The organism is Falsiroseomonas bella (assembly GCF_003173615.1).
Lineage (GTDB): Bacteria > Pseudomonadota > Alphaproteobacteria > Acetobacterales > Acetobacteraceae > Falsiroseomonas > Falsiroseomonas bella.
This window is the reverse complement of sequence record NZ_QGNA01000005.1, coordinates 454,601-479,127: the sequence shown is the minus strand read 5'-3', so window position 1 is coordinate 479,127 and position 24,527 is coordinate 454,601. Positions and strand designations below refer to the sequence as shown.

19 protein-coding genes and 1 tRNA gene are annotated in these 24,527 nt (G+C 70.4%); 5 read left to right on the top strand and 15 right to left on the bottom strand.

The features are described from left to right. The first annotated feature begins 201 nt into the window (after positions 1 to 201). Positions 202 to 1,737 (top strand): aminoacyl--tRNA ligase-related protein, encoded by a 1,536-nt coding sequence (locus tag DFH01_RS22940; RefSeq protein WP_109872812.1) that lies wholly within the window; start codon positions 202 to 204, stop codon positions 1,735 to 1,737. 308 nt (positions 1,738 to 2,045) lie between these two features. On the opposite strand, the gene DFH01_RS22935 is transcribed toward DFH01_RS22940, so the two are convergent. Next, positions 2,046 to 2,136, bottom strand: a tRNA-Ser gene (locus tag DFH01_RS22935). Between the two features lie 211 nt (positions 2,137 to 2,347). On the opposite strand from DFH01_RS22935, the gene DFH01_RS22930 reads away from it, so the two are divergent. Together DFH01_RS22930 and add are read left to right on the top strand one after the other, a co-directional pair. Next, entirely contained in the window at positions 2,348 to 3,922 is a 1,575-nt protein-coding gene (locus DFH01_RS22930) for an ABC transporter substrate-binding protein (protein WP_158287867.1), read from the top strand. 4 nt (positions 3,923 to 3,926) lie between these two features. Further along, the gene (add, locus tag DFH01_RS22925) at positions 3,927 to 5,003 is read left to right on the top strand and encodes an adenosine deaminase (RefSeq protein WP_109872810.1); all 1,077 of its coding nucleotides are present in this window, start codon (positions 3,927 to 3,929) and stop codon (positions 5,001 to 5,003) included. Between the two features lie 118 nt (positions 5,004 to 5,121). On the opposite strand, the gene DFH01_RS22920 is transcribed toward add, so the two are convergent. Then, the gene (locus DFH01_RS22920) at positions 5,122 to 6,099 is read right to left on the bottom strand and encodes a tripartite tricarboxylate transporter substrate-binding protein (RefSeq protein ID WP_109872809.1); all 978 of its coding nucleotides are present in this window, start codon (positions 6,097 to 6,099) and stop codon (positions 5,122 to 5,124) included. 83 nt (positions 6,100 to 6,182) lie between these two features. Further along, positions 6,183 to 7,304, bottom strand: coding sequence for a sensor histidine kinase (locus DFH01_RS22915; RefSeq protein WP_158287866.1), 1,122 nt, complete (start codon positions 7,302 to 7,304; stop codon positions 6,183 to 6,185). Positions 7,305 to 7,457: 153 nt separating this feature from the next. Here DFH01_RS22915 and DFH01_RS22910 point away from each other — a divergent pair, with 153 nt between their 5' ends. Then, complete coding sequence (locus DFH01_RS22910; RefSeq protein ID WP_109872807.1) at positions 7,458 to 10,649, top strand: calcium-binding protein; 3,192 nt, start codon at positions 7,458 to 7,460, stop codon at positions 10,647 to 10,649. Positions 10,650 to 10,652: 3 nt separating this feature from the next. On the opposite strand, the gene lepA is transcribed toward DFH01_RS22910, so the two are convergent. Continuing rightward, entirely contained in the window at positions 10,653 to 12,458 is a 1,806-nt protein-coding gene (gene lepA / locus DFH01_RS22905; RefSeq protein ID WP_109872806.1) for a translation elongation factor 4, read from the bottom strand. A 60-nt stretch (positions 12,459 to 12,518) separates the two neighbouring features. Further along, entirely contained in the window at positions 12,519 to 13,694 is a 1,176-nt protein-coding gene (locus DFH01_RS22900) for an MFS transporter (protein WP_109872946.1), read from the bottom strand. A gap of 130 nt (positions 13,695 to 13,824) precedes the next feature. On the opposite strand from DFH01_RS22900, the gene DFH01_RS22895 reads away from it, so the two are divergent. After that, positions 13,825 to 14,232 carry a VOC family protein gene (locus DFH01_RS22895; RefSeq protein ID WP_109872805.1) on the top strand — a complete coding sequence of 136 codons (408 nt, stop codon included), beginning with the start codon at positions 13,825 to 13,827 and terminating at the stop codon, positions 14,230 to 14,232. A 100-nt stretch (positions 14,233 to 14,332) separates the two neighbouring features. Here the strand turns inward: DFH01_RS22895 and DFH01_RS22890 are convergent, their stop codons facing one another. The 10 genes from DFH01_RS22890 to DFH01_RS22845 all read right to left on the bottom strand — a co-directional run bounded on the left by DFH01_RS22890 (position 14,333) and on the right by DFH01_RS22845 (position 24,527). Then, positions 14,333 to 14,689, bottom strand: coding sequence for a PIN domain-containing protein (locus DFH01_RS22890; protein WP_109872804.1), 357 nt, complete (start codon positions 14,687 to 14,689; stop codon positions 14,333 to 14,335). Beyond that, positions 14,686 to 14,979 (bottom strand): AbrB/MazE/SpoVT family DNA-binding domain-containing protein, encoded by a 294-nt coding sequence (locus DFH01_RS22885; RefSeq protein ID WP_109872803.1) that lies wholly within the window; start codon positions 14,977 to 14,979, stop codon positions 14,686 to 14,688. The genes DFH01_RS22890 and DFH01_RS22885 overlap by 4 nt, the downstream gene beginning before the upstream one ends. Before the next feature lie 55 nt (positions 14,980 to 15,034). Then, positions 15,035 to 17,509, bottom strand: a complete 2,475-nt coding sequence (pheT, locus tag DFH01_RS22880; protein ID WP_109872802.1) for a phenylalanine--tRNA ligase subunit beta — start codon at positions 17,507 to 17,509, stop codon at positions 15,035 to 15,037. 161 nt (positions 17,510 to 17,670) lie between these two features. Further along, positions 17,671 to 18,756, bottom strand: a complete 1,086-nt coding sequence (pheS, locus tag DFH01_RS22875; RefSeq protein ID WP_109872801.1) for a phenylalanine--tRNA ligase subunit alpha — start codon at positions 18,754 to 18,756, stop codon at positions 17,671 to 17,673. 82 nt (positions 18,757 to 18,838) lie between these two features. Further along, the gene (rplT, locus tag DFH01_RS22870; protein ID WP_109872800.1) at positions 18,839 to 19,204 is read right to left on the bottom strand and encodes a 50S ribosomal protein L20; all 366 of its coding nucleotides are present in this window, start codon (positions 19,202 to 19,204) and stop codon (positions 18,839 to 18,841) included. 17 nt (positions 19,205 to 19,221) lie between these two features. Then, positions 19,222 to 19,428, bottom strand: a complete 207-nt coding sequence (gene rpmI, locus DFH01_RS22865; protein ID WP_109872799.1) for a 50S ribosomal protein L35 — start codon at positions 19,426 to 19,428, stop codon at positions 19,222 to 19,224. Positions 19,429 to 19,735: 307 nt separating this feature from the next. After that, positions 19,736 to 20,587, bottom strand: coding sequence for a YihY/virulence factor BrkB family protein (locus DFH01_RS22860; protein ID WP_233256238.1), 852 nt, complete (start codon positions 20,585 to 20,587; stop codon positions 19,736 to 19,738). Between the two features lie 58 nt (positions 20,588 to 20,645). Beyond that, the gene (gene chrA, locus DFH01_RS22855; RefSeq protein ID WP_109872797.1) at positions 20,646 to 21,986 is read right to left on the bottom strand and encodes a chromate efflux transporter; all 1,341 of its coding nucleotides are present in this window, start codon (positions 21,984 to 21,986) and stop codon (positions 20,646 to 20,648) included. Between the two features lie 90 nt (positions 21,987 to 22,076). Next, positions 22,077 to 22,640 (bottom strand): YciE/YciF ferroxidase family protein, encoded by a 564-nt coding sequence (locus DFH01_RS22850; RefSeq protein WP_109872796.1) that lies wholly within the window; start codon positions 22,638 to 22,640, stop codon positions 22,077 to 22,079. A gap of 147 nt (positions 22,641 to 22,787) precedes the next feature. Beyond that, entirely contained in the window at positions 22,788 to 24,527 is a 1,740-nt protein-coding gene (locus DFH01_RS22845; RefSeq protein ID WP_109872945.1) for an L-aspartate oxidase, read from the bottom strand.

Sequence of the window (24,527 nt, the reverse complement as noted above, 5' to 3'; positions counted from 1 at the left end):
GCCACTTGGCCACGTCTTCGGATTCAGGCCGTAGCGGGCCGCAAAGCCGCGGGTCGGCCCTTTCGTCGCCTGGAGCTCGGCTCGAACACGCGGCGGCTTCGTGCCGGCCAAGCCGTGAAGACCAGCCGCTGTAGCGCGTCCTCCTGCTCACGGGAGAACGCACCACGACACTCCGTGACTGCACAGCGCTAGGCGAAGCCCATGGTCAAGCATGCCCTAACCGTCACCCGCGCCGAGGATTTCGCCGCGTGGTATCAGTCGGTGATCCAACAGGCTGATCTCGCCGAGGAGTCGGGCGTGCGCGGCTGCATGATCATTCGCCCCTGGGGATACGGCATTTGGGAGCGGATGCAGCGTCTGCTCGACGAACGCATCAAGGCCGCGGGACATGAGAACTGCTATTTCCCGCTGTTCATCCCGCTGAGCTACTTCGAGAAGGAAGCCGAGCACGTCAACGGATTTGCTAAGGAAATGGCGGTGGTGACGCATCACCGATTGATCGCGGACGGGAAGGGCGGCCTCGTTCCCGATCCCGATGCCAAGCTGGAGGAGCCGCTGGTCGTCAGGCCGACTTCCGAAACGGTCATTGGCACCGCTTTCTCGCGGTGGGTCCGGTCTTGGCGCGACCTGCCCATCCTGGTCAACCAGTGGGCGAATGTCGTGCGATGGGAGATGCGCACGCGTATGTTTTTGAGGACGACCGAGTTCCTCTGGCAGGAGGGTCACACTGCTCACGCTACAGCCGACGAGGCCCGCGAGGAAACCCGCAACATGCTGGAAGTCTATCGACGCTTCGCGCAGGACGTCGCCGCTATGCCCGTGGTAGCCGGCGAGAAGCCGGAGAACGAGCGTTTTCCTGGCGCGGTCGAGACTTGGTCGATCGAGGCGATGATGCAGGACGGAAAGGCGCTGCAGGCCGGCACCAGCCACTTCCTCGGTACTAATTTCGCGCGCGTCCAGAACATCTCCTTCCAGAATGCGCATGGGGAAGTTGAGCTGGCCAACACCACGAGCTGGGGAATGTCCACGCGGATGCTGGGCGGGATGATCATGACCCACGGGGATGACGACGGGCTGCGCGTGCCGCCGATGCTCGCTCCGTGGCAGGTTGTGATCGTGCCAGTGCTGCGCGGCACGCCCGGCGACGACGCCGTCCTCGCCTATTGCGCCGACCTTCATGGCAAGATCGCCGAGGGCTATGCCTTCGGGGAGCGCATCCGGGTGCTGCTCGATCGCAAGCATGCGAAGGCCGCAGCAAAGCGTTGGGGTTGGGTTAAGAAGGGTGTGCCGCTGATCCTCGAGATAGGGGGGAGGGAGCTGGACAACGGGACCGTTTCGTTCATCCGTCGCGACCGGCCCTTCAAGGGGGGCGGCGAGTTCGACACGGCGATCACATCTGCCCCCGATTTCGTAAACGAGGCGCCGCGCCTGCTCGAGGTGCTGCAGCATAATTTATTCGCCGAGGCGCAGCGGCGGATGCAGGCCGACATCGTGCGCGACGTTGTGGACATGGCGGGCATAGAAGCCTTCTTCGCCGAGGACGGCCGGCGGCCTGGCTGGCTGGAAGTCCCATGGTCCAGGCCGACCGGCGAAGCCCTCGGAAAGGTGGTTGCGCGCTTGAAGGCGCTGAAGCTGACCATTCGCAACGTTCCTCTCGGTGCGTCGCCAGCGGAGGGCAAGTGCGTGTTCACCGGCGATCCGGCGGTGGAAAGCGTGCTGCTTGCCCGCGCTTACTGACAGCCACGCCCGGTGTAACCGCTTGCGGTCCGGCGGGCCTGTTCGCGCACTTCGACGCGATACTCGCCCACGCGAGCGCAAGTGCGAACTCGCGGTCGCGGCTCACATCGCAAGTAACTGTTCTGCAGGGTCTTTTTTGAGCGTACCAGACCACGCGGGTCAACAGGTTCGGAGAGAACTGGCCGGAGGAGAGCGGTTCTCGGCAGCCTCCACCTCGGGCCGGTCAACAGGCCTGCCCCGAAGAGCCCAGGAAACCTGCCACTCAGCGCGGCGGTCAGTCTGGCGGAGAGCATGCTTCGGCATGGAACTGGCGGATGGGGTGGGATTCGAACCCACGAGACGCTTTTGACGTCTACACACTTTCCAGGCGTGCGCCTTCGACCGCTCGGCCACCCATCCAGCGCAGGGCCGGGGTTCTAGCCAGCCGGCCCGCCCCGGGCAACCCCGCCGGCCCGCCCCGGGCAACCCCGCCGGCCCGCCAGCGCCCCTCCGGCACCCAGCCATGCAACTCCGACCGTCGCTGTTGACGCCCCGCCCATCGCCCCCCAGGCTGCAACGAAGCACGCCAGCCCCGGGATGCCCACGGACCTCAAAGAGGATGCCGAACCCCATGCCGCGCCCTGTCCGCCTGCTGATCGCCGCCACGCTGCTCGCCACCGCCCTGCCAGCCGGCCAGGCCGCCGCGCAGACCGCCACGCGCGCCAGCACGCTGCGCGTCGCGCCCGAAACGCTCACGCGCGTGCTCGATCCGCACTTCACCACCAGCTTCACTACGCGCGACTTCGCCTATCTGGTGTTCGACACGCTGGTCGCGGTGAACGACCGCTGGGAACCCACGCCGCAGATGCTGGAGCGGTGGGAGCGCAGCGCGGATGGCCTGACCTGGACCTTCACCCTGCGCGAAGGCCTCGCCTGGCACGATGGCCAGCCCGTCACGGCGGAGGACTGCGTCGCCTCGATCCGCCGTTGGGGCGCCCGCGATGCACTGGGCGGTGCGATGATGCGCGCGACGGCGGCGCTCGAGGTGGTGGACGCGAAGACCTTCCGCCTGACGCTGCGCGAGCCGTTCGGCCTCGTGCTGCAGGCTCTCGGCAAGCCCGGCGCGATGGTGCCGATGATGATGCCCGCGCGTCTCGCCGCCACGCCACCCATGCAGCAGATCCCGGAGGTGATCGGCAGCGGCCCCTATATCTTCGCCGCCGACGAATACCGCCCCGGCGACCGTATCGTAGTCCGCCGCAACCCGGCCTATCGCCCGCGCAGCGAGCCCCCGGTCTGGGCCAGCGGCGGCAAGGCCGCGCGGATGGAGCGTGTCGAGCTCATCGCCATGCCCGACGTCTCCACCCAGGTCAGCGCGCTGACCACCGGCGAGATCGACTACGTCGAGCGCCTGCCCGCCGACGTGCTGCCCGTGCTGGAGCGCAACCGCGCGGTGCGCGTCGCGACGGTCTCGTCCTACGGCTACCAGGGCATCCTGCGCTTCAACCACCTGCATCCGCCCTTCGACAATCCGCAGGTGCGGCGCGCCGTGATGCTGGCGGTGAACCAGGCGGACTACCTCGCCGCCGTCGCGGGCCGTCCCGAATTCGCGCGCGAGTGCCGTTCCATGTTCGGCTGTGGCACGCCGCTCGAGTCCACCGCCGGAATGCCGGAGCGCGCCGATTTCGCCGCCGCGCAGCGGATGCTGCGGGAAAGCGGCGCGGACCTCTCCACGCCCATCGTCATCATCCACCCCGCGGATGCGCCGGGCATCGCCGCACTCGGCCTCGTCTCGCAGGACCTGCTGACGCGCCTCGGCTTGCGCGTCGATCTGCAGAGCATGGACCTCAACACCTATTTCGGCCGGCGTGCGCGGATGGATGGCTGGAACCTCGCGCACACCACCAACACCGTGCCCGACATGCAGTCGCCGCTGCTCAATCCCTTCGTCAACGGCTCGGGCCGCCAGGGCGGCTTCGCCGGCTGGCCGCAGGATGCCGAGGTGGAGCGGCGCCGCGCGGAATTCGCCCGCGCCCAGGACGACGCCGCGCGCAAGCGCATCAGCGACGAGATCCACCGCCGTGCCGCGGAAGGCGGCTTCTACATGCCGCTCGGCCAGTTCACCGCCGCCTCCGCCTGGCGCAGCGAGCTGAACGGCGTGCTGACGGGGCCCGCGATGTTCCTCTGGAACATCAGCCGGAACTGACGCGGTGCTCTCCTTCTCCGACTATCTCGACGCCGTCCCGAAGGTCGAGCTCCACCTGCACATCGCCGGCGCGATCCGCCCGGCGACGCTGGAAGACCTCGCCACCAAGAACGGCTTGCATCTGCCGAAGCGCGCTGAGGCGCTCTACCGCTTCGAGACCTTCTACGAATTCCTCGACGCGCTTCGCCTTGCCGCGCTGTCGCTCGCCTCGGCCGCCGATTTCCGCCGCGCGGCCTACGAATGCCTGGAGGACATGCACCGGCATGGCGGCGTCCGCCATGCCGAGATCTTCTTCAACCCGCACTACTTCACGCCGAACGGCGTCGCCTATCCCGAGATCGTGGACGGCTTGATCGAAGGCTGCGCGCATGCCGAGCGCGATTTCGGCATCTCGTCGCTGCTCATCGCCTGCATCGACCGCAGCGTCTGCCTGCCGTCGGAGGCGCTGCAGATGCTCGACTGGATGGCGCAGCATCCGCGGAGAGAGGTGGTGGGCATCGGCCTCGATGGCGCCGAGCGCGCCGGCCCGCCGCTGCTCTGGGTCGAGGCCTGGCGCCAGGCCGGGCGCGCCGGCTTCAAGCGCACCGCCCATGTCTGCGAGGACAACCAGGCGCAGTTCGAGGCACCGCCCGCGCATTTCACGCTCTGCCGCGACGCGCTCGGCTGCGACCGCCTCGACCACGGCTACAACATCCTGGCCGATCCCGATGTGGTCGCGCGCGCCGCGCGGGAGCAGGTGCACTTCACCATGGCCTGCTGGTCCGGCCTCACCTGGAACCGCGCGCCGCGGCGCCAGCGCATCAAGGCGATGTTCGATGCGGGGCTGAACCTCAGCCTCGGCACCGACGATCCCACCATCTTCGGCACGACGATGGGCCATTGCTGGCGCACCGTCTTCGCCGATCTCGGCTGGGGCACGGCGGAGGCACGCAAGCTCAGCCTCTCCGGCCTGCACGCAAGCTGGCTACCGCCGGACCGCAAGGCGGCGCTGGAGGCCGAGTTCACGGCGGCGCTCGATGCGCTCGAACGCGACCTGAATCCCGCCGATCGCAGCGTGGATCTGTCCGTCACCCGCCGCTGAAATCACGAAAGCCCTCCCCCGCTTGCGGGGGCTCGCGGCACTGCCGCGAGGCCGCAGGCTGGTTGAGTGGGGGCCCGCGCAACCCGTGCGAGCAACTGCCCGGGCCCACCCGAACGGATCAGTCCGCGTACTGCCCGGCCGCCTGGATCAGCGGCCGCCACTTCTGGATGTCGGCCTGCCAGAACTGGCGATGGAACTGCGGCGTCGCGCGCTCCGCCGCCACCGGCGCCGTGCCGAGGTCGGCGAAGCGCCGCGCGACGGTTTCGTTGCGCAGCGCCGCGACCAGGGCACCGTTCAGCCGCTCCACGATCGGCGCCGGCGTGTTCCGCGGCGCATAGAGCCCGTGCCACACCGTCACCTCGAAGCCCGGCAGGCCGCCCTGCGCCGCCGTCGGCAGGTCCGGCAGCGCCGCGATGCGCTCCGGCGTCGTCACCGCGAAGGCGCGGATCGCGCCGGCGCGGATCTGCTCGGTGGTGTTGGTGGTCTGGTCGCACATGAGGTCCACCGTGCCGGCCAGAAGGTCGTTCATCGCAGGCGCGGTGCCGCGATAGGGCACGGTGGTGAAGGGGGTCTCGATCGCCTTCTGGAACAGCAGCCCGCAGAGATGGCTCGCCGCGCCGATGCCGGCATTGGCGTAGTTGATCTTCTCCCGTTCGCGCCGGACATGGGCGATCAGCTCCGCCAGGTTCTGTGCGGGGAAGTCCTTGCGCGCCACCAGCGTCATCGGCACCTCGGTGACCAGGCCGATGGTCTCGAAGCCGTTGATCGGGTCGTAGGCGAGGCGGCGATAGAGCGTCGGGATCGTCGACATGCCGATGTGGTGCAGCAGGATGTTGTAGCCATCGGGCCGTGCCTGCGCCGTGCGCTGCGCGCCGAGGGTGCCGCCGGCGCCGCCGACATTCTCCACCACCACCGTCTGGCCGAGATCGGCCGCCATCGCCTGGGCGATCAGCCGGCCGACGGTGTCGGTCGGGCCGCCGGCCGCGAAGGGCACGATCATGGTGATGGTGCGGGTGGGGTAGGTGGCCTGGGCCAGGGCCGGGGTCGCCAGGGCACCGAGGCCGGCGCCCAGCAGGGTCCGCTTGCTGATGATCATGTGTGGCGTCGCCTTCTTCTTGCCGGTCGTCGGGAGTCGACGCGCCCGCGTCTAGAACGAAACGCCGCCCGCCGCCAAGCAGTTCAGAGGGAAGGAGCCTCCGCGGCGTGGTCGCCCAGCGGCAGGTCCAGCGTGCAGCGCAGCCCCGCCGGCGCCCAGTCCATCGCCAGCCGCCCGCCCAGCTGCCCGCGCACGGTCGCCTCCAGCATGCGGGATCCGAAGCCGCGGCGGGTCGGCGGCGCCACCCCCTGCGAGCCGGTCTCGGTCCAGTGCAGCGCCAGCGACGGCGCCGGCCGGGCCTCCACCAGGCTCCAGGCGATACCGATCCGGCCGTCCCCAGCCAGCAGCGCGCCGTGCTTCACTGCGTTGGTGGCCAGCTCGTGCACCGCCATTGCCAGGGGCTGGGCGATGCGCGCCGGCAGCATCACCGCGGGCCCGTCCAGCGTGACGCGTTGCGCGGCCAGGAAGGGGTCGAGTTCCGCCGCGATCAGCGCCCGCAGGTCGGAGCCGCTCCAGCGTGCCTCCGCGAGCATGGAATGGGCGCGAGCCAGCGCGGCGATGCGGCCCTCGACGGCGCGGGCATACGCCTCCGGATCGTCCTTCGGCGTCAGTCGCAGCGTCGCCTGCACCACCGCCAGCAGGTTCCGCACGCGATGGTCCAGCTCCCGCATCAGCAGGGTTTGTCGCGCCTCGGACTCCTTGCGCTCGGTGATGTCGAAGCCGATGCCGATCAGCCTCAGAGCGCGGCCATCCGAGGGGTCGCGCTGGATGCGCCCGCGCCCGACCACCCAGCGCGGCGCGCCGTCATCGTACCGGGTGTAGCGGAACTCCGTGTCCCAGCTCTCGGAGCCGCCTTCCATCGCCTGCTGCAGCGCCGCCTGCACCAGGGCGCGATCGGCAGGATGCACGCCGCCGATCCAGCGCTCGAAGCTCGGCGGCTCCGACGGGTCCATGCCGTGCAGCGCGTGGCAGCTGTCCGACCAGGTCAGCGCGTTGGTCGCGACATCCCACTGCCAGGAACAGATGCCGCCCGCCTCCTGCGCCAGGCGCAGCATCGCACCGTCGTCGCGCACGCCCTCCGCCGGGGCGATGCCGAGCATGCGCGCCAGCCTGGCATTCTCCGCCTCGAGCGCGGCGAGGCGCCTGCGCAGGGCTGCGATTCCGGAAGTCTCGCCGGCTGGCGACTCGTCAGGCAAGTCGGACATGGGGGCAGAGTGCCCGTGCGGGTGCCGCGAAATCCAGAGGGGCCCGCCAGGCGAGGGCGACCGTGCCACCACCGACGGAGGCGAAGGCTCACCGCTTCCGCAACCGGATCGTGCCCGATACATTAACATCGCGCGATCCATCGGGGCGGTGCCGTGGCCACCTTCACCTTCCTCAACACCCTCAACGGCACCTTCGCCGGCACCGCGGGCGACGACCTGTTCATCTGGCCGACCACCAACGGCTCGATCGACTCCGGCGACACCTTTTTCGGCGGCGCGGGGAACGACACGCTGCGCCTGGACAGCGCCGTCTCGCTGAACTTCTCAGGGGCCTTCGCGCCGCAATGGATGGCCGGGATCGAGCGGATCACCGTCAACAACACCGGTGCCGGCAATGCGATCACCATCGGCGCGACGGCCGGCGCGCCGGAAGGCGGCATCATCACCATGGTCGGCGGCGTCGGCAACGACGTGTTCGACATCTCCGCCCGCGGCATCGGCTACAACGGCATCTTCGAGGGCGCCGGCGGCAACGACAGCTATGCCGGCGGCGGTGGTGGCGACACCTTCCGCCCCGGCACAGGCAACGACACCTTCTCGGGCGGCGGCGGGCCGGACATGGTCGAGTTCGCCCAGAGCAGCCTGCTCGGCACCCAGCCCTTCAACGGCCTGGATTCCCTGGCGGGCGGGACCGGCAGCGACACGCTGCGGTTCACCGGCGATGCGGCGCCGGGCGTCGTCCTGCAGGTGAATCTGCTGGGCTTCATCGCGGATTTCGAGGTCATCGACCTGACGGGCTACTCGGGCCCGGCCAATGTCGGCATGTTCGACGTCTACACGGCCAACTCCGACCTCACGGTGCTGGGCGGCAGCGGCAACGATTACGTCTACGGCGGCTCACCCGGCGCCGCATGGCTTGTCACGACGTTCGAAGGCCGCGCCGGCAACGACATCTATGTCACGGAAAAAGGCGCGAATCTGTTCCGCCCCGGTTCCGGCGCCGACAGCCTTTTGGGCGGCGTCGGCAACGACATCGTCGAGATGGCGCTGGCCGATCTCGACCGGCTGGACAGCTTCGAGACAAATCCAAACGGCACCGACGTCATCCGCTTCACCTCAGGCGGCGTGCTCGCGCAGGTCTTGGTTGACTGCTTCATCGGTTTCGAGCGCCTGGAGCTCGGCCCGGCCGGCGTCGCGATCACGCTGCAGGGGCTGCCCGCGCTTTCCCTCCTGGACACCGTGCCGGGCGGCACGGGCTACGTCCCGGTTTTCGGTGGGACCGGCAAGGACAGGATCAACGCACAAAGCATCTTCCACACACCTGTCCGGATCGAGGGCGGGAATGACAACGACACCGTTATCGGCACTGACCGGCGGGTGACGGTCGGAGGGGTCGAGGAATTCGCGGATACGCTGCACGGAGACGACGGCAACGATGTCATCTTCGGCGGCCTCGGGCGCGATCTGATCAAGGGCGGCGCCGGCAACGACACGATCGATGGGGGCGGCGGGGACGACTTTGCCCTGTCAGGTGGCGCGGGGAACGACCGCATCCTCGGCGGCGCCGGCAACGACTTCGTCAATTTCGACGCGAACGAGACGGGACTGGACACCGTTCTCGGGGGCAGCGGCGACGACTACGTCGTATTCGCGTCTGGCGGGCAGTTCGGCGACGACCTCATCGCCGGCGGTTCTGGCATCGACGAACTGGTGATGGCGCAATACTCCGGCGCGCCGCTGGTGATCAGCGCCGCAATGGCCGAACGCCTCTCCGGCTTCGAGAGGATCACGACGTCCTGGTACGCTCCGACAAGCCTGTTCGTGACGGACAGCCTGGCGGAGACCGCCGAAAAGCCACTGGACATCGTGTCCCTCCCGGAGGGCCCCTTTCAGCTCCTTGTCGATGCCAGCGCCGTCACGGACACGGGGATCAGGATCTACCGCGACGACTCCGATGCTGCCGGCCCGACGGCCGACACGCTGATCGGCGGTGGCGGCGCGGACACCATGACGCGCATCGGAGGCGCCGACCTGGTTACGGCGGGCGGCGGCGACGACCTGGTCATCACGCCGTTCCCGGTCGCCGGCATCGACCCGGCGAGGCTCGATGGCGGCGCCGGGATCGACACGCTGCGCGCCCTCGGCGCGACGAACAGCGCGGGCTTTTCGTTCATGACGCTCACTGGCTTCGAGGCAATCGAGCTTTCCGACTTCGTAGCCAACGCGATCTCCTTCGTCGCCGGCGGCCTGCCAGCCGGTGGCGCCATGGAGATCCGCGGCGGCAACGAGGGTGACATGCTCGACGCCTCCGCTCTGACCACCGGCGCGCGCTTCCTCGGCCGCGCCGGCGACGACATCCTCACCGGCGGCAGCACCGGCGACCTGCTGGATGCCGGCACCGGCGCCGACCTCGTCTCCGGCGGGGCGGGCGCGGACACGGTGCGCTTCGCGGACCTTGCGGGCGACGACATCGCGGATGGCGGAGGGGGCTTCGACCGCCTGGAACTCGCCGTCGGCAACGCGTTCCTGCCGCAAGGCCCGCTGGCGAACCTCACCGGTTTCGAGTCCCTCTCGGTCGACCTGGCGGGTGGCCGCGTGGTGCTGCCCAGCACCTTCACCGTCACGGTCGGCAGCGGCGTCTTCGTCGTGGACCTGAACACCACGGCCGGCGGGCCGGCCTCCGCCTTCCGCGCGCATGCCGTGCCGAACCGGCTGGACATCTTCGGCGACGCCGGCGCGGAGGCCATCACCGGCGGCCGCCTCGGCGACACGATCCGCGACGGGGGAGGGGCCGACCGCATACAGGGCCATCTCGGCGCCGACAGCATCATCCTGTCCGCCGACGGCGCGTCCGACCGCATCGTCTTCGGCAACTACAATGACGGCTCGCTCGACATCTTCGCGCCAACCAACCCCGGCACCCTGGCCCAGGCGGACACGATCAGCGGCTTCGCGGGCCCCGGCGATCTCGGCAACCTGCTGGAGTTCACGCGCTCGGCCTTCGCCGGTCTCGGCAGCAAGGCGACGGTGTTCAGCCTCGCCGGGGGGGCGAACATCGATCTCAGCGCGGCTGGCGTGTTCATCCTCAACGCTGCCGATGCGGTGGCTGGGAGCTTCGCCGACCGTGCCGCGATCAACGCCGCCTTCGGCAACCGCGTGCTCGGTGGAGATCTCGGGCACGCGGCCTTCGTGGTCGCGCGCGGACCGGGCGGCACCGATGCCGCGATCTACTACGTCCGCGACCTCGACAACCTGCCAGGCCTCGCCGACGCGGATGCGGTCACTCTGCTGGCCGTGCTGACCGCACCCGGCGCCATCACCGCGGCCGACATCGTGCTGGCCTGAGCCTCACGCATCCATTTTCAGCGCGGCGATGAAGGCGCTCTGCGGGATCTCGACCTTGCCGAACTGCCGCATGCGCTTCTTGCCCTCCTTCTGCTTCTCGAGGAGCTTGCGCTTGCGGGTGATGTCGCCGCCGTAGCACTTGGCGGTGACGTCCTTCGACAGGGCGCTGATCGTCTCGCGCGCGATCACGCGGCTGCCGATCGCGGCCTGGATCGGAATCTTGAAGAGCTGGCGGGGGATCAGCTCCTTCAGCTTCTCGCAGATGGACCGCCCGCGCCGGTCGGCCGCGCTGCGATGCGCCATGAAGGACAGCGCATCCACCGGCTCGGCATTCACCAGGATGGAGATCTTCACCAGGTCCCCTTCCTCGTAGCCGTCCTGCTGGTAGTCGAAGCTGGCATAGCCGCGGGAGACAGACTTCAGCCGGTCGTAGAAGTCGAACACCACCTCGTTCAGCGGCAGGCGGTACACGGCCATCGCGCGGTTGCCGACATAGGTCAGCTCGATCTGCCGCCCGCGCCGCTCGTTGCAGAGCGTCAGCACAGGGCCGAGATAGTCGTCCGGCACCATGATCGTCGCCTTGATCCAGGGCTCCTCGATCACGTCCACCACGCTGCCATCCGGCATGTCGGCCGGGTTGTGCAGCTCCATCTCCTCGCCGTTGGTCTTGCGGATCTTGTAGACGACGGAGGGCGCCGTCGCGATCAGATCGAGGTCGAACTCGCGCGACAGCCGCTCCTGGATGATCTCCAGATGCAGCAGCCCGAGGAAGCCGCAGCGATAGCCGAAGCCGAGCGCGGCCGAGGTCTCCGGCTCGTAGTGGAAGCTGGCGTCGTTCAGCCGCAGCTTGGCCAGGCTCTCGCGCAGCTTCTCGAAGTCGTCGGCGTCCACCGGATAAAGCCCGCACCACACCACCGGGATGCTCGGCTTGAAGCCCGGCAGCGGCTCGGTCGCGGGGTTGCGGTCGTCGGTGATGGTGTCGCCGACATTGGTGTCCGCCACGGTTTTGATCGCCGCGGTGACGAAGCCCATCTCGCCCGGGCTCAGCCGGTCCACCGGCACCATCTTCGGCGTGAACACGCCCACCTGCTCGATGGTGTGCACCGAGCCGTTCGACATCATGCGGATGCGCTGCCCCTTGCGCAGCTCGCCATCCTTCACCCGCACCAGCACCACCACGCCGAGATAGGCGTCGTACCAGCTGTCCACCAGCAGCGCCTTCGTCGTCGCGTTCACGTCGCCCTTCGGCGGCGGCAGGCGCGTGACGATCGCCTCCAGCACACCCTCGATGTTGAGCCCCGTCTTGGCGCTGATCATCACCGCGTCCGAGGCATCGAGCCCGATCACGTCCTCGATCTGCTGCTTCACCCGGTCCGGCTCCGCCGCCGGCAGGTCGATCTTGTTGAGGACCGGCACGATCTCGTGGTTCGCGTCGATCGCCTGGTACACATTCGCCAGCGTCTGCGCCTCGACGCCCTGGGAGGCGTCCACCACCAGCAGCGACCCCTCGCAGGCCGCGAGCGACCGGCTCACTTCGTACGCGAAGTCCACGTGCCCGGGCGTGTCCATCAGGTTCAGCGTGTAGGTCAGCCCGTCCTTCGCCTGGTAGTTCAGCCGGACGGTCTGCGCCTTGATGGTGATGCCGCGCTCGCGCTCCAGCTCCATGTTGTCGAGGAGCTGTTCCTTCATCTCGCGCGCGGTCACGGCGCCGGTGTGCTGGATCAGGCGATCGGCCAGGGTGGACTTGCCATGGTCGATATGCGCGATGATCGAGAAGTTGCGGATACGGTCGAGCGGAACGTCGGTCATTGGGGGCCTGTGGGTTCAGGCCCCACATAGGGGCTGCGGGCGGCCCTGGAAAGCTTCGGATCAGCGCGGCAGCAGGGGCCGCAGCCGCCACATCGCCCAGGCGCCGAGCAGCGGCCCGGGCGCCAGCACCGCGAAGGCCCAGTTCCACCCGAGCCCCTGGATCGCCAGCGGCACCAGCGCGATGGTCCCGGCCGTCAGCAGGAAGCCCAGGCTGGTCTGCACCGTCAGCATCGTCCCGACATAATCGGGCGGCGAAAGGGTGACAATGCAGGCCGAGAATTGCGCCGAATCCGCCACCACCGTGAAGCCCCAGACCAGCGCGACGGCCACCGCCAGCCACGGCGTCACCGCCGCCGCCGGCCCCACCAGCAGCGCGCAGGTCCCCGAGGCCAGCATGCAGAGGGCCGCCACCGAGGCCCGGTTCCACCGGTCCGCCAGCAGCCCCGCCAGCACGCAGCTGACGGCGCCCGCCGCCATGATGGCGAAGGTCCACGGGCCGGCCTCCCCGGCCAGCACGCCGCTGAAGAACAGCCCGATCCAGGCCCACATGGCGTAGAGCTCCCACATGTGCCCCAGATAGCCGAGGTTGGCGTAGCGCAACCCCTTGTTCCGCCACGCCTCCAGCGCCTGGGATGGCTTGAAGGGCGGCCTTGCACCCAGCAGCGGCCCCGGCCGGAAGGCCAGGATCGAGAGCCCCCCCGCCGCCGCCAGCACGCCCGCCCCCAGATAGGCCGCCTGCCACCCGATGCCGCCGAGCAGGGACGGGATCAGATGCGGCGTCGCCGATCCCAGCGAGACCGCCCCCACCAGCAGCCCGATCAGCAGGCCGAGATCCCCGCGCGCCCAGGACGCCGCCAGCTTCATACCCACCGGATAGACGCCCGCCATCGCCGCCCCCGCGACGAAGCGCAGCGCCAGCGCCGCCGCGCCGGAGGGTGCCACCAGCGTCTGCGCCAGCGTCGCCGCCGAGGCCAGCAGCCCGCAGGCCAGGAACAGCATCCGCGGGTCGCGCCGATCCGCCAGTGACAGCACCGCCGACACCAGCGTCCCCGCCACGAAGCCGAGCTGCACCGCCGCCGTCAGCCAGGCCGCATCGGCGCGCGTGATCAGCCCCGCCCGCAACAGGTCAGGCACCGCCGCCGTGCCCGCGAACCAGACCGACAGGCACAGCACCACGCCCGCGCACAGCACCGCCAGATGCCGTGCCTTGCCGGATGGGGAAGCCGCCGCGCTCATCCGCGCAGACTGCCCCGGATCGTCCGGCCCGTCAGCGCGCACCGCGCACATCGCCGCGATGCAGCCCACGCCGCGCTTGCGAACACTTCACCGATAGGTTTACCGATCGCGTCCTTCAAGGAGAGCCCTGATGCAGATCGAGCCCTATCTGTTCTTCGATGGCCGGTGCGAGGAGGCATTGTCCTTCTACAAGGAGGCCTTGGGCGCCGAGGTCGGCGCGCTCATGCGCTTCCGCGACAGCCCCGATCCGACCGGCGCCCCGCCCGGCAACGAGGACAAGGTGATGCACGCGCTGGTGCGCGTCGGCGGGGCGAGCTTCATGGCCTCCGACGGGCATTGCGCCGGAGACACCAGCTTCAAGGGCTTCGGCCTGGCATTGACGGTGCCGGACGCGACGACGTTCGACCGCGTCTTCACCGCGCTGGAGGCGGGCGGGCAGATCCGGATGCCACCGGCGCAGACCTTCTTCTCCCCGCGCTTCGGCATGGTGGAGGACCGCTTCGGCGTGCTGTGGATGGTGATAGTGGGGCAGGGCTGATCGTCAGGGGGTGATCGCCGCAGGCTGGAAGGGCCGGAGGCGTGAATCACGCGATCGGCGCCGCTGTCCGCGCCGATCATGGTCCAGCGCCGATCATGGTCTAGCGGATCAGCCGCACCTCGACCGGCAGCCCGAGCGTTGCCCACACCCGGTCGGCCGTCAGCACCGGCCGGCCCAGCGCCGAGGCGGTGGCGATGCAGGCGCAGTCGCCGAGCGAGAGCACGCCGCGGTGGCGGTGGAGCAGATCGGCGGCAGGAACCGCGGCGTCGATCGGCAGAACGGCCAGATCAAGCACCTGCAAAGCTTCGAAATGCGCCGGGGTCTCGCGCCGAAGCCGCGCAACGACCTCCAGCATGTTGACCGCGGAAATATCCGCGCCTTCCAGCAGCGGCGCCGCGGCTTCCGCGCCTGGTTCGCCAAGCAGGACCGCCAGGACGGCCGACGCGTCGAGGATCAAGGCGCCTTCCCGCGACGTGCGATGTCCCGCTCATACTCCTCGAGGTCGCGCCTGGCCTCGGCGCGCCGGTCGGCGATCAACTCCTCCGACATCAGCGGGTCGCCTGGCTTCCAGGCCGGGATCAACTCCCGCACGCGCTTCAGCCGGGCTTCCCAGGAGACGGCGCGCAACTCATCGCCGGTCACCCGCAAATCCAGCGTCCCGCCGCCCACGATGCCGAGCGACTGGCGGATCTCCTCGGGCAGCACCAGCCGCCCCTCGGCATCCACCGTCACGCGCACCGAACCCATCGCCCCGCTCCTCCGTTCCGCGTCGTCAGTCTAACGCGCGGGAGGGCGCGGCGCATCAACCGCGCAGCACCGCCCCCGTCGCCTTCGCCACCGCCGCCACGATCTTCTGGCCCGCGGCCTCGATCTCGGCGTCCGTCAGCGTCCGCTCGCGCGGCTGCAGCGTCGCCTGGATGGCGAGCGAGACCTTGCCCTCCGCCACCTTGTCGCCGGCATAGCGGTCGAACAGCACCACATCCGCGATCAGCGCCTTGTCGGCGTTCCGCGCGGCGCGCAGCAGCGCCTCGGCCGAGACGCCGGCATCGGCCAGGAAGGCGAAGTCGCGGCGCACCGGCTGGAAGGCGGGCAGGTCGGGCACGCCCTTTTTGCGCCGCTTCGGCTCCGCGATCGCGTCCAGGAACACCTCGAAGCCCACCGCCGCGCCGGGAATGTCCAGCGCCGCGCGCACCTTCGGATGCAGCTCGCCGAAGGTCGCCAGCACCACCTTCGGCCCCTGGCGCAGCACGCCGGACCGCCCCGGATGATAGAAGCCCGGCGCATCCGCCGTGACCTGCACCGCCGCCATCGGCACGCCGAGCCTTTCGAGCACCGCGATCGCATCGCCCTTCGCATCCAGCCAGTCCACGGCGCGCGAGGGCGAAGCCCAACTCGCGCCCGTCATCCCCGCGCGCACCCCCGCCGCGACGGCAAGCTGGCTGCTGCCCGCGGCCGGATCGCGATAGGCGCCGCCGATCTCCGCCAACGCCACGTCGCCGAAGCCGCGCGCCGCGTTGCGCGAAGCCGCCATCACCAGCGAGGCCACCGGCGTCGGCCGCATCTGGTCGAGATCGGACGCGATCGGGTTTTCGACGCGAAGCCCATCCGGCGTGTCGCCGAACAGCGCCGCCTGCTCGCGCGCGAGGAAGCCGTAGGTCACGCAATCCTGCAGCCCGCGCGCCGCCAGCACGCGCCGCGCCAGCGCCGCCCGCGCCTGCTTCGGCGTCAGCGAAGGCCGCGGCACCGGCGAGGTGATCGGCATCGACACGGGCGGTACCGCATCCAGCCCGCCGAGGCGCAGCACTTCCTCCACCAGGTCGCATTCCGGCTCGATCGCCGCGCAGCCTTCCGCCGCGATGCGCGCGCGGTCCGCAGGCAGCGAGGGGTCCTGCGCCAGCGCGCCATGCCCCGCGATGTCGTTGCGCCAGGACGGCACGGCGACCGTCACGCCTGCCGCGTCGCGGCTTTCCACCGCGAAGCCGAGCCGCTCCAGGCGGCCCACCGCCTCATCCGCCGGCAGCTCCAGCCCGCCGAGGCCCGCGATGCGTTCGAAGCGCAGCGTCGCGCTGCGCCGCCAGGCCGGCTCCGCACCGGCCGCGGAGACTTCGGAGGCCTCGCCGCCGCAGAGCTCCATGATCATCCGCGTCGCGGCTTCCAGTGCCTTCGGCAGCAGCGCGGGGTCTATGCCGCGCTCGAAGCGCGACCGCGCATCGGTGCGCACGTCATGCCGCCGGCCGGACAGCGCGATGCGCACGGGATCGAACAGCGCGCATTCGATGAAGCACTCGGTCGTCGTCTCGTCGCAGCCCGAATGCTCGCCGCCGATCACGCCGCCCAGCGCCTCGACGCGCTCGGCATCGGCAATCACGCCGTCCTCCTCGGTCAGCGCATAGGTCTTGCCGTTCAGCGCGAGCAGTTCCTCGCCCGGCCGCGCCATGCGCATCGAAAGTGTCGTGCCCGCCACCTTTCGCACGTCGAAGACATGCAGCGGCCGGCCATAGGCAAAGGTGAAGAAATTCGTGACGTCCACCAGCGCGTTGATCGGCCGCAGCCCGATCGCCGTCAGCCGGTCCTGCAGCCATTGCGGCGAGGGGCCGTTCTTCAGGCCCCGCACCGCGCGCCCCAGCACCCAGGTGCAGGCGCGGCGGTCCTCGATCGTCCAATGCAGCGGCGAGGGATAGGTGGCGGCAACCGGCGCCACCTCCCACGACTTCAGCGTGCCGAGCCCCGCCGCCGCCAGGTCGCGTGCGATGCCGCGCACGCTGAGCGCATCGCCCCGGTTCGGCGTCACCTTGATCTCGATCACCGGATCGTCGAGCCCGGCATAATCCACGTAGCGCGTGCCGACCGGCGCATCCGCCGGCAGGTCCACGATGCCCGAATGATCCTCGCCAAGCCCCATCTCGCGCGCCGAGAGCATCATCGCTTCCGACTTCACGCCGCGGATCTCGCCGACCTTCAGCGTGATGCCCGTGCCCGGGATGTAGGCGCCCGGCAGCGCCGCGACGCCGAGCATCCCGGTGCGCGCGTTGGGCGCGCCGCAGACGACCGAGTATTCCTTGCCGTCGCCGAGATCCACCCGCAGCGCGCGGAGGCGATCGGCATTCGGATGCTGCACCGCCTCGATCACCCGCGCGATGCGGAAGGAGGCGAGCGCCGCCGCGCGATCCTCCACGCCCTCCACCTCGATGCCGATGGCGGAGAGGGTGGTGGTGATGGCGTCCAGCGACGCATCGGTGTCGAGGTGCTCGCGGAGCCAGGAGAGGGTGAATTTCATCGGGCTAGGCCTTCAGGCACTGAGCATGGGCAGGGCAGCCGTGCCCCCACCCCAACCCTCCCCCGCTTGGCGGGGGAGGGGGCAGGTCGCGCAACTGGCACTCCCTCCCCCGCGTGCGGGGGAGGGTCGGGGTGGGGGCGCGACCGACCATGCCGACCATCTCACACCCCCTCATGCAGCATCGCCGGCGCCAGCGGGTCCGCCGCGTAATGCTTCAGCCACCGCAGGTCGCATTCGTAGAACGGCCGCAGATCCGGCATGCCGTGCTTCAGCATGGTGATCCGCTCGATCCCCATCCCGAACGCAAAGCCCTGCCATTCCCGCGGATCGAGGCCGCAATTCGCCAGCACCTTCGGATGCACCATCCCGCTGCCGAGGATCTCCAGCCAGTCGCCGCCGCCGCCGAGCTCGCCCGTCTTCCGGTTCCACCCGATATCCACCTCCATCGAGGGCTCGGTGAACGGGAAGTACGACGACCGGAACCGCACCGGCAGGTCGGAGATGCCGAAGAACGCCCGCAGGAAATCGATCAGGCAGCCCTTGAGGTGGCCGAGCGTGATCGCGCGGTCGATCACCAGCCCCTCGACCTGGTGGAACATCGGGCTGTGCGTCGCGTCGTGGTCGGCGCGATAGGTGCGGCCCGGCGCGATGATGCGGATCGGCGGCTCCTCGCCCAGCATGGTGCGGATCTGCAGCGGCGAGGTCTGCGTCCGCAGCACGCGCCGATGCCCGTTCGGGTCGGTGCCCGGCATGTAGAAGGTGTCGTGGTCCTGCCGCGCCGGATGATGGTCCGGGATGTTGAGCGCGCCGAAATTGTGCCAGTCGCTCTCGATGTCCGGGCCTTCCACCACCCGGAACCCCATCGCGCCGAAGATCGCCGTCAGCTCCTCGATGGTGCGGCTGATCGGATGGATGCCGCCGTCGGAAGCCGTGCCGGGCGCGAAGGGCCGCGCGGGCAGCGAGACATCCACCCGTTCCGCCTTGAGCCGCGCTTCCAGCTCCGCCACTTCCAGCGCGGTCCGCCGCGCTTCCAGCAGCGCCTCGACCTCGCCCTTCAGGCGGTTCAGCGCCGCGCCGCGCTCCTTGCGGCTTTCCGCCGGCACCTGGCCCAGCCCCTTGAGCAGGTTGGAGAGGCTGCCCGATTTCCCCAGCACGCCGACGCGCACCGCATCCAGCGCGCGAAGGTCGGCGGCCGCGGCCAGCGCCGCCTCGGTCTCGGCGCGGAGCGCCTGCAGATCGTCGCTCATGGTCCGTCCTGACAGACAAAAGGCCGCCCCCGAAGGAGCGGCCCTCTGTGACTTCCGAAAGTCCCGATCGCCTTGCGGCGGATCAGGCCTGCGCGGGGAGGGCGCCCTTCGCCTTCTCGACGATGGCGCTAAAGCTCGCCGCGTCGTCATAGGCGATGGTGGCGAGAACCTTGCGGTCCATCTCCACGCCGGCCGCCTTCAGCCCCGCGATGAACTTCGAATAGGTCAGCCCGTGCTCGCGCACGGCCGCGTTGATCCGCTGGATCCACAGGCCGCGGAACTCGCGCTTCTTGTTGCGGCGGTCGCGATAGGCGTATTGCAGCGCCTTCTCGACGCGCTCAAGCGCGGGGCGGTAGGCGGTGGACGACCGGCCCACATAGCCCTTCGCGAGCTTCAGGACCTTCTTGTGACGGGCGTGCTTCGTGACGCCCCGCTTGACGCGTGCCATTGGTCAGACCCCTCCGCTCAGCGATCCAGCCCGTAGGGCAGCCACTGCTTCACCGTGTCGCCATCCTGCTTGTCCAGCACGAACATGCCGCGGTTTTGGCGCTTCATGGTGGTGGTCTTGGCCGTCAGCATGTGGCGCTTGTTGCCGGCGCCGGCCTTGACCTTCCCGGTCGCGGTGAACCGGAAGCGCTTCTTCACGCTCGACTTCGTCTTCATCTTGGACATTTGGCCCTCCTGTCGGGGTCATGCCCCCCACCTTGCGCCCTGCCGGGGGCAGGGGCCGCACCATGCGGCGGGGGGGCTGGGCCGGCCGGGCATGTCCATGGGCCACGGCGCGGGGAGGGCGGCGTATAGGCCGGGCAGGCGCCCGGCGCAAGCCGGAACGGGGTGGGCATATCGGGCCGACGAAGGTTTCACCTTCGTCGCCTCAGACGCCGGCGCTGCGCTTGGCTTCGCGCCACTTGGCGCGGGCCGCGTTCGCGGCCTCAGCCGCCCTCGGCGGCTGCAGGTCAAGTCCTTTATGCGCCGCGCATCACGGATCCAGCACCGGCGCGTCCTCATGCCGGCCGAGCGGCTTGCCCTTCCGCCGCGGCCGCCGGTCGGCCCAGGCCCGGGTGAACTCCGCGCCCAGCAGGAACACCTGCGCCGAGTAGTACACCCACAGCAGCACCACCACGAGCGCCCCGGCCGCGCCATATTGCCGCGCCAGGCCGCTGCCGCCGATGTACCAGCCGATCACCGCCTTGCCGAGCGTGAACAGCACCGCCGTGCAGACCGCGCCCATGGCCACGTCGCGCCAGCGCAGCTGCCGGTCCGGCAGCACCTTGTAGATCGCGCCGAACAGCAGCGTGGTCAGCAGGAAGGAGAGCGCGAAGTTCGCCCAGGAGAGCGCCGGCGCCAGCACCGGCATCTTCTCCCCCGCCCAGCCCTGGAAGGCCGCGACCGCCGCGCTGGCCAGCAGCGAGACCAGCAGCAGGAACCCCGTAGCCGCCACCAGCCCGATGCTCAGCAGGCGCGCCCGCACCAGGTAGGAGACGCTCATCCCCCGCGGCTCCGCCTTCCAGATGGCGTTCAGCGCCGCCTGGATCTCGGCGAAGACGCCGCTTGCGGTCAGCAGCAGGATGGCGGCGCCGACCAGCGCCGGGATGCCGCTGCCGCCCGGCCCCTCGCCGACGCCGCGCACGATGGCCTGGATCGCGGAGGCACCCTGCTGACCCACCAGGGCGCGCAGCTGCGCCGAGACGGCGTCCCACACCGCCTCCTCGGTCACCGCCAGCCCGGCGATGGCCGCGGCCACCACCAGCAGCGGCGCGATGGAGAACATGGTGTAGCAGGCGATGGCGGCCCCGCGCGTCATCGCCTCGTCGGCGATGTAGCCCTTCACCGTCTCCTTGATCAGGCTCCAGGCGCGGCGCAGGGCGTGGCCTCCTGTCCTCTGTGTTTCAGAACCCCAGCAGCGACCGCGCGGCGAAGCCGGCCATCGCCGTCACCGCCAGCGTCCGCACCAGGCCGATCTGCAGCACGAACAGGCAGGTCGCCGCCAGCGCCGTCAGCGCCACCGCATCCGGCACCATCGAGGTCACCTGCGGCAGCCCGAGCGTGACCGGCCCGACGGAGACCGTCTCCACCTGCGCGAACATCACGCGCAGCGCGAACCAGACCGCGAGATTGGCGATCACGCCCACCACCGCCGCCGTCACCGCCGCCAGCGCGCCCTTGAGCCGCGGCGCCGCATGCAGCCGCTCCACGAAGGGGGCGCCCAGGAAGATCCAGGCGAAGCAGGGCAGGAAGGTGACCCAGACCGTCAGCAGCGCGCCCGCCACGCCGCCCACCAGCCCGCCCGTCGGCCAGGCGGCCTGGAAGCCCACGAATTGCAGCACCAGGATCAGCGGCCCCGGCGTGGTCTCCGCCAGCCCCAGCCCGGCCAGCATCGCCTTGGCGCTCAGCCAGCCATACCCCTCCACCGCCTCCTGCGCGACATAGGCCAGCACCGCATAGGCGCCGCCGAATGTCACGACCGCCATCTTGGAGAAGAACCAGGCGATGTCGCCGAACAGGCCCGTGCCCGCCAGCAGCGCCACCGGCCAGGCCCAGAGCGCCAGCGCCACCAGCCCCGCCCGCTTCGCCGCCCCCGCCATGCGCGCCGGCCGCTCCGGGTCGGCGGCCAGCACCGCATCCAGCAGCGCCGGCGGCCCATCCTTGGCCGCGCCATGCCCGCCGCCGCCGAAGGCGCCCGGCAGCGCATAGCCGATCGCCGCCGCCGCCAGCACCACGAGGGGGAAGGGCACCGCGAAGGCGAACAGGGCGAGGAAGGCCGCCAGCGCCAGCAGCCAGGGCAGGGCGCCCTTCAGCGCGCGGCGCGCGACGCGCAGCAGCGCCTCCACCACCACCACCAGCACCGCGCATTGCAGCCCGAAGAACAGCGCCGCCACCAGCGGCACGCTGCCGAAGGCGGCATAGATCGCGGACAGCACCAGCATCACGCCGACGCCGGGCAGGATGAACAGCAGCCCCGCCGCCAGCCCGCCCTTCACCCCGTGCAGCAGCCAGCCGAGATAGGTCGCGAGCTGCTGCGCCTCCGGCCCCGGAAGCAGCATGCAGAAGTTCAGCGCATGCAGGAACCGCGCGTCGGAGACCCAGCGCCGCTCCTCCACCACCTCCCGGTGCATCAGCGCGATCTGCGCGGCCGGCCCGCCGAAGGACAGCAGGCCGATGCGCAGCCACACGCGGAACGCCTCCGCGAAGTCGGGCAGGGCGGCGCTCTTCTGCGTCGGCGTGTCCATCGGCGCGGCCAGGCTGTTGCAGACCCTGCCTAGCCGTGCCGCACGCCGCGGGGAAGAGCGGCCGCGCCATCCGCGGCCCGCGACGAGCCGTCAGGCGCTGCGCCGCCGCCCGCCGCGGCGGTTCTCGTTCGCCGGCTCCTCTTCCTCCTCCTCGTCCTCGCCCCGGGCATGGCTGATGAAGGCCGGGTTCACCTCGCCCTCGGCCACCTCGGTCAGCTTGCCGTCGGTGTCCTTCTCCTCGGCCAGCGTCTTCGCCAGCAGGTCGGCCAGCTTGTTCTCCCCGGCGGCCTTGGCCAGCGTCACCATCGTGCCATAGGCGGCGATCTCGTAATGCTCGATGCGCTGGGCGGCGGCGATGATCAGCACGTCCATCATCGGGCCCTTGTCGTGCTCGCCCATCTCGCCCTGGGCTTCCTCGATCAGGCCGCGCATCGCCTCGCAGACCTTCCGGCCCGGCTTGCCGCCGACCATCTCCAGCGCCTGCTCGACCCGCTCGACCTGCTTCTGGGTCTGGTCGATATGCGTCTGGATGCAGTCCTTGAGCGCCTGGGAGGAGGCGTTCTTCAGCATCTTCGCCATGCCGCGCAGCGCCTGCTTCTCGGCGCTGTGGGCATCCTTGAGCTGGTCGATCATCAGTTGCTGGATCTCGTCCATCGTCCTGGCCTTTCCGGGGAGGCTCGCGCGCGGAGTGCGCGTGGCATCGGCCGAGGAACGAAGGGCGGGCAGGCCGGGTTGCGTCGGGCCTGGCGTTTGGCGCGGCTGATTCACCGCTCCGGCGAGCCCGCCTCCGCGGATCAGGCGCTATTCCGCCGCCGCCGCGAGCAGGCTTTCCCCCGGCCGCACCCGCGTGAAGGCCACAGGCTGCCAGCCGATGGCGATCCGCCCCGCGCCGTCCAGGCTCGCCAGCGTGGCCGAAAGCCCCTCCGCCTCCGGCGCGGTGGCCGGAAAATCCTCGCGCCAATGCGCGCCGCGGCTTTCCGCCCGCGCCGCCGCCGCCGCCACGATGGCGCGGCTGACCAGCAGCAGGGAGCGCAGGTTGAGCCAGTCATGCCAGGCGAGGTTGAAGCCCCGCGCCCCGCCGACGCCCGCGCCGTCCAACTCCGCCTCCAGCGCATCGAGCCCCGAGGCCGCCTCCGCCAGCCCCGCCGCGTCGCGCAGGATGCCGGCCTTCTCCCACATCAGCCCGTGCAGCGCGTCCCGGATGGGCGAGAGCGAGGCCGCGGGTTTTCTGGCGAAGGGCGCGTGGAGCATCGCCAGCGCCGCGTCCAGCGCCGCGGGGTCGGGCTCCTCGATCGCGCCCTCCCGCGGCACCCAGCGCGCCATCGTGTCGCCCGCGATGCCGCCGAAGACGGTGGAATTCGCCACGCCATTGCCGCCCAGCCGGTTCGCGCCATGCACGCCGCCGGTGTCCTCGCCCGCCGCGAACAGGCCGGGCAGGGCGGTCGCGCCATCCGGCCGGAACACCACGCCGCCCATCATGTAATGCGCGGTCGGCACCACCGGCACCCGGCCGCCGGCCAGGTCGAAGCCCATATCGGCGCAGCGCTCGACCATGCCCTTGAACTCGCGGCGCACGCGATCCGGGCCGAGATGCCCCATCTCGATGTAGAGGCCGCCATGCTCGTTGGTGCGGCCCGCCAGCATCTCCCGGTACATCGCGCGGGAGACGATGTCGCGCGTCGCCCTTTCGCCGCGCGGGTCGTAGTTGTGCATGAAGCGCTCGCCGGCGCCGTTGAGAAGAAAGCCGCCCGCGCCGCGCAGCCCTTCCTCGATGATGGTGCCGGTCATGCGCGTGCCGGGCCCGGCCAGCACGCCCGTCGGGTGGAACTGCACCATCTCCATGTCGCGCAGGACCAGGCCCGCGCGCAGCGCCATCGCCATCCCGTCGCAGGACTTGTCGCCCGAGGGCGTGTGGTAGGTGTACATCGTCGGCCCGCCGCCGGTCGCCAGCAGCACCGCCTTCGCCTGCACCAGCAGCAGCGCGCCGCTGCGCACATCCACCAGCAGCACGCCCGCCAGCCGCGAGCCGTCCGCCGAGGGCAGCAGCGCCACGGCGCGATGCTCCTCCAGCCGCGCGATGCCGCGCGCCCAGGTCTGCTCCGCCAGGCGATTGATGATCTCGATGCCCGTCAGGTCGCCCTTGTGGACGGTGCGGTCGAAGGTCTGCCCCGCGAAGGCCTTCTGGTGGATCGTGCCGTCCGGGTTGCGGTCGAAGAAGCAGCCCCAGCGGTTCTCGAGCTCGCGGATGCGCCGCTGCGCGACCGTCACCAGCGTCCAGGCCAGGTCCTGGTCGTTGAGCCACTTGCCCCCATCGAGCGTGTCCATGAAGTGCCGCTCGGCGCTGTCTTCCGGCGCCAGCGCCACGTTGTAGCCGCCCTGCACCATGCGCGTGCAGCCCGACTTCCCGAGCAGCCCCTTCACCGCGACGGTGACGGAAAGGTCGGGCGCGGCAGCCTTGGCGTGCAGCGCGCCGAGCAGGCCCGCGCCGCCGGAGCCCAGGACAACGATGTCGGTGGCGTGTCTGGCGATGGCGGTGGTCAT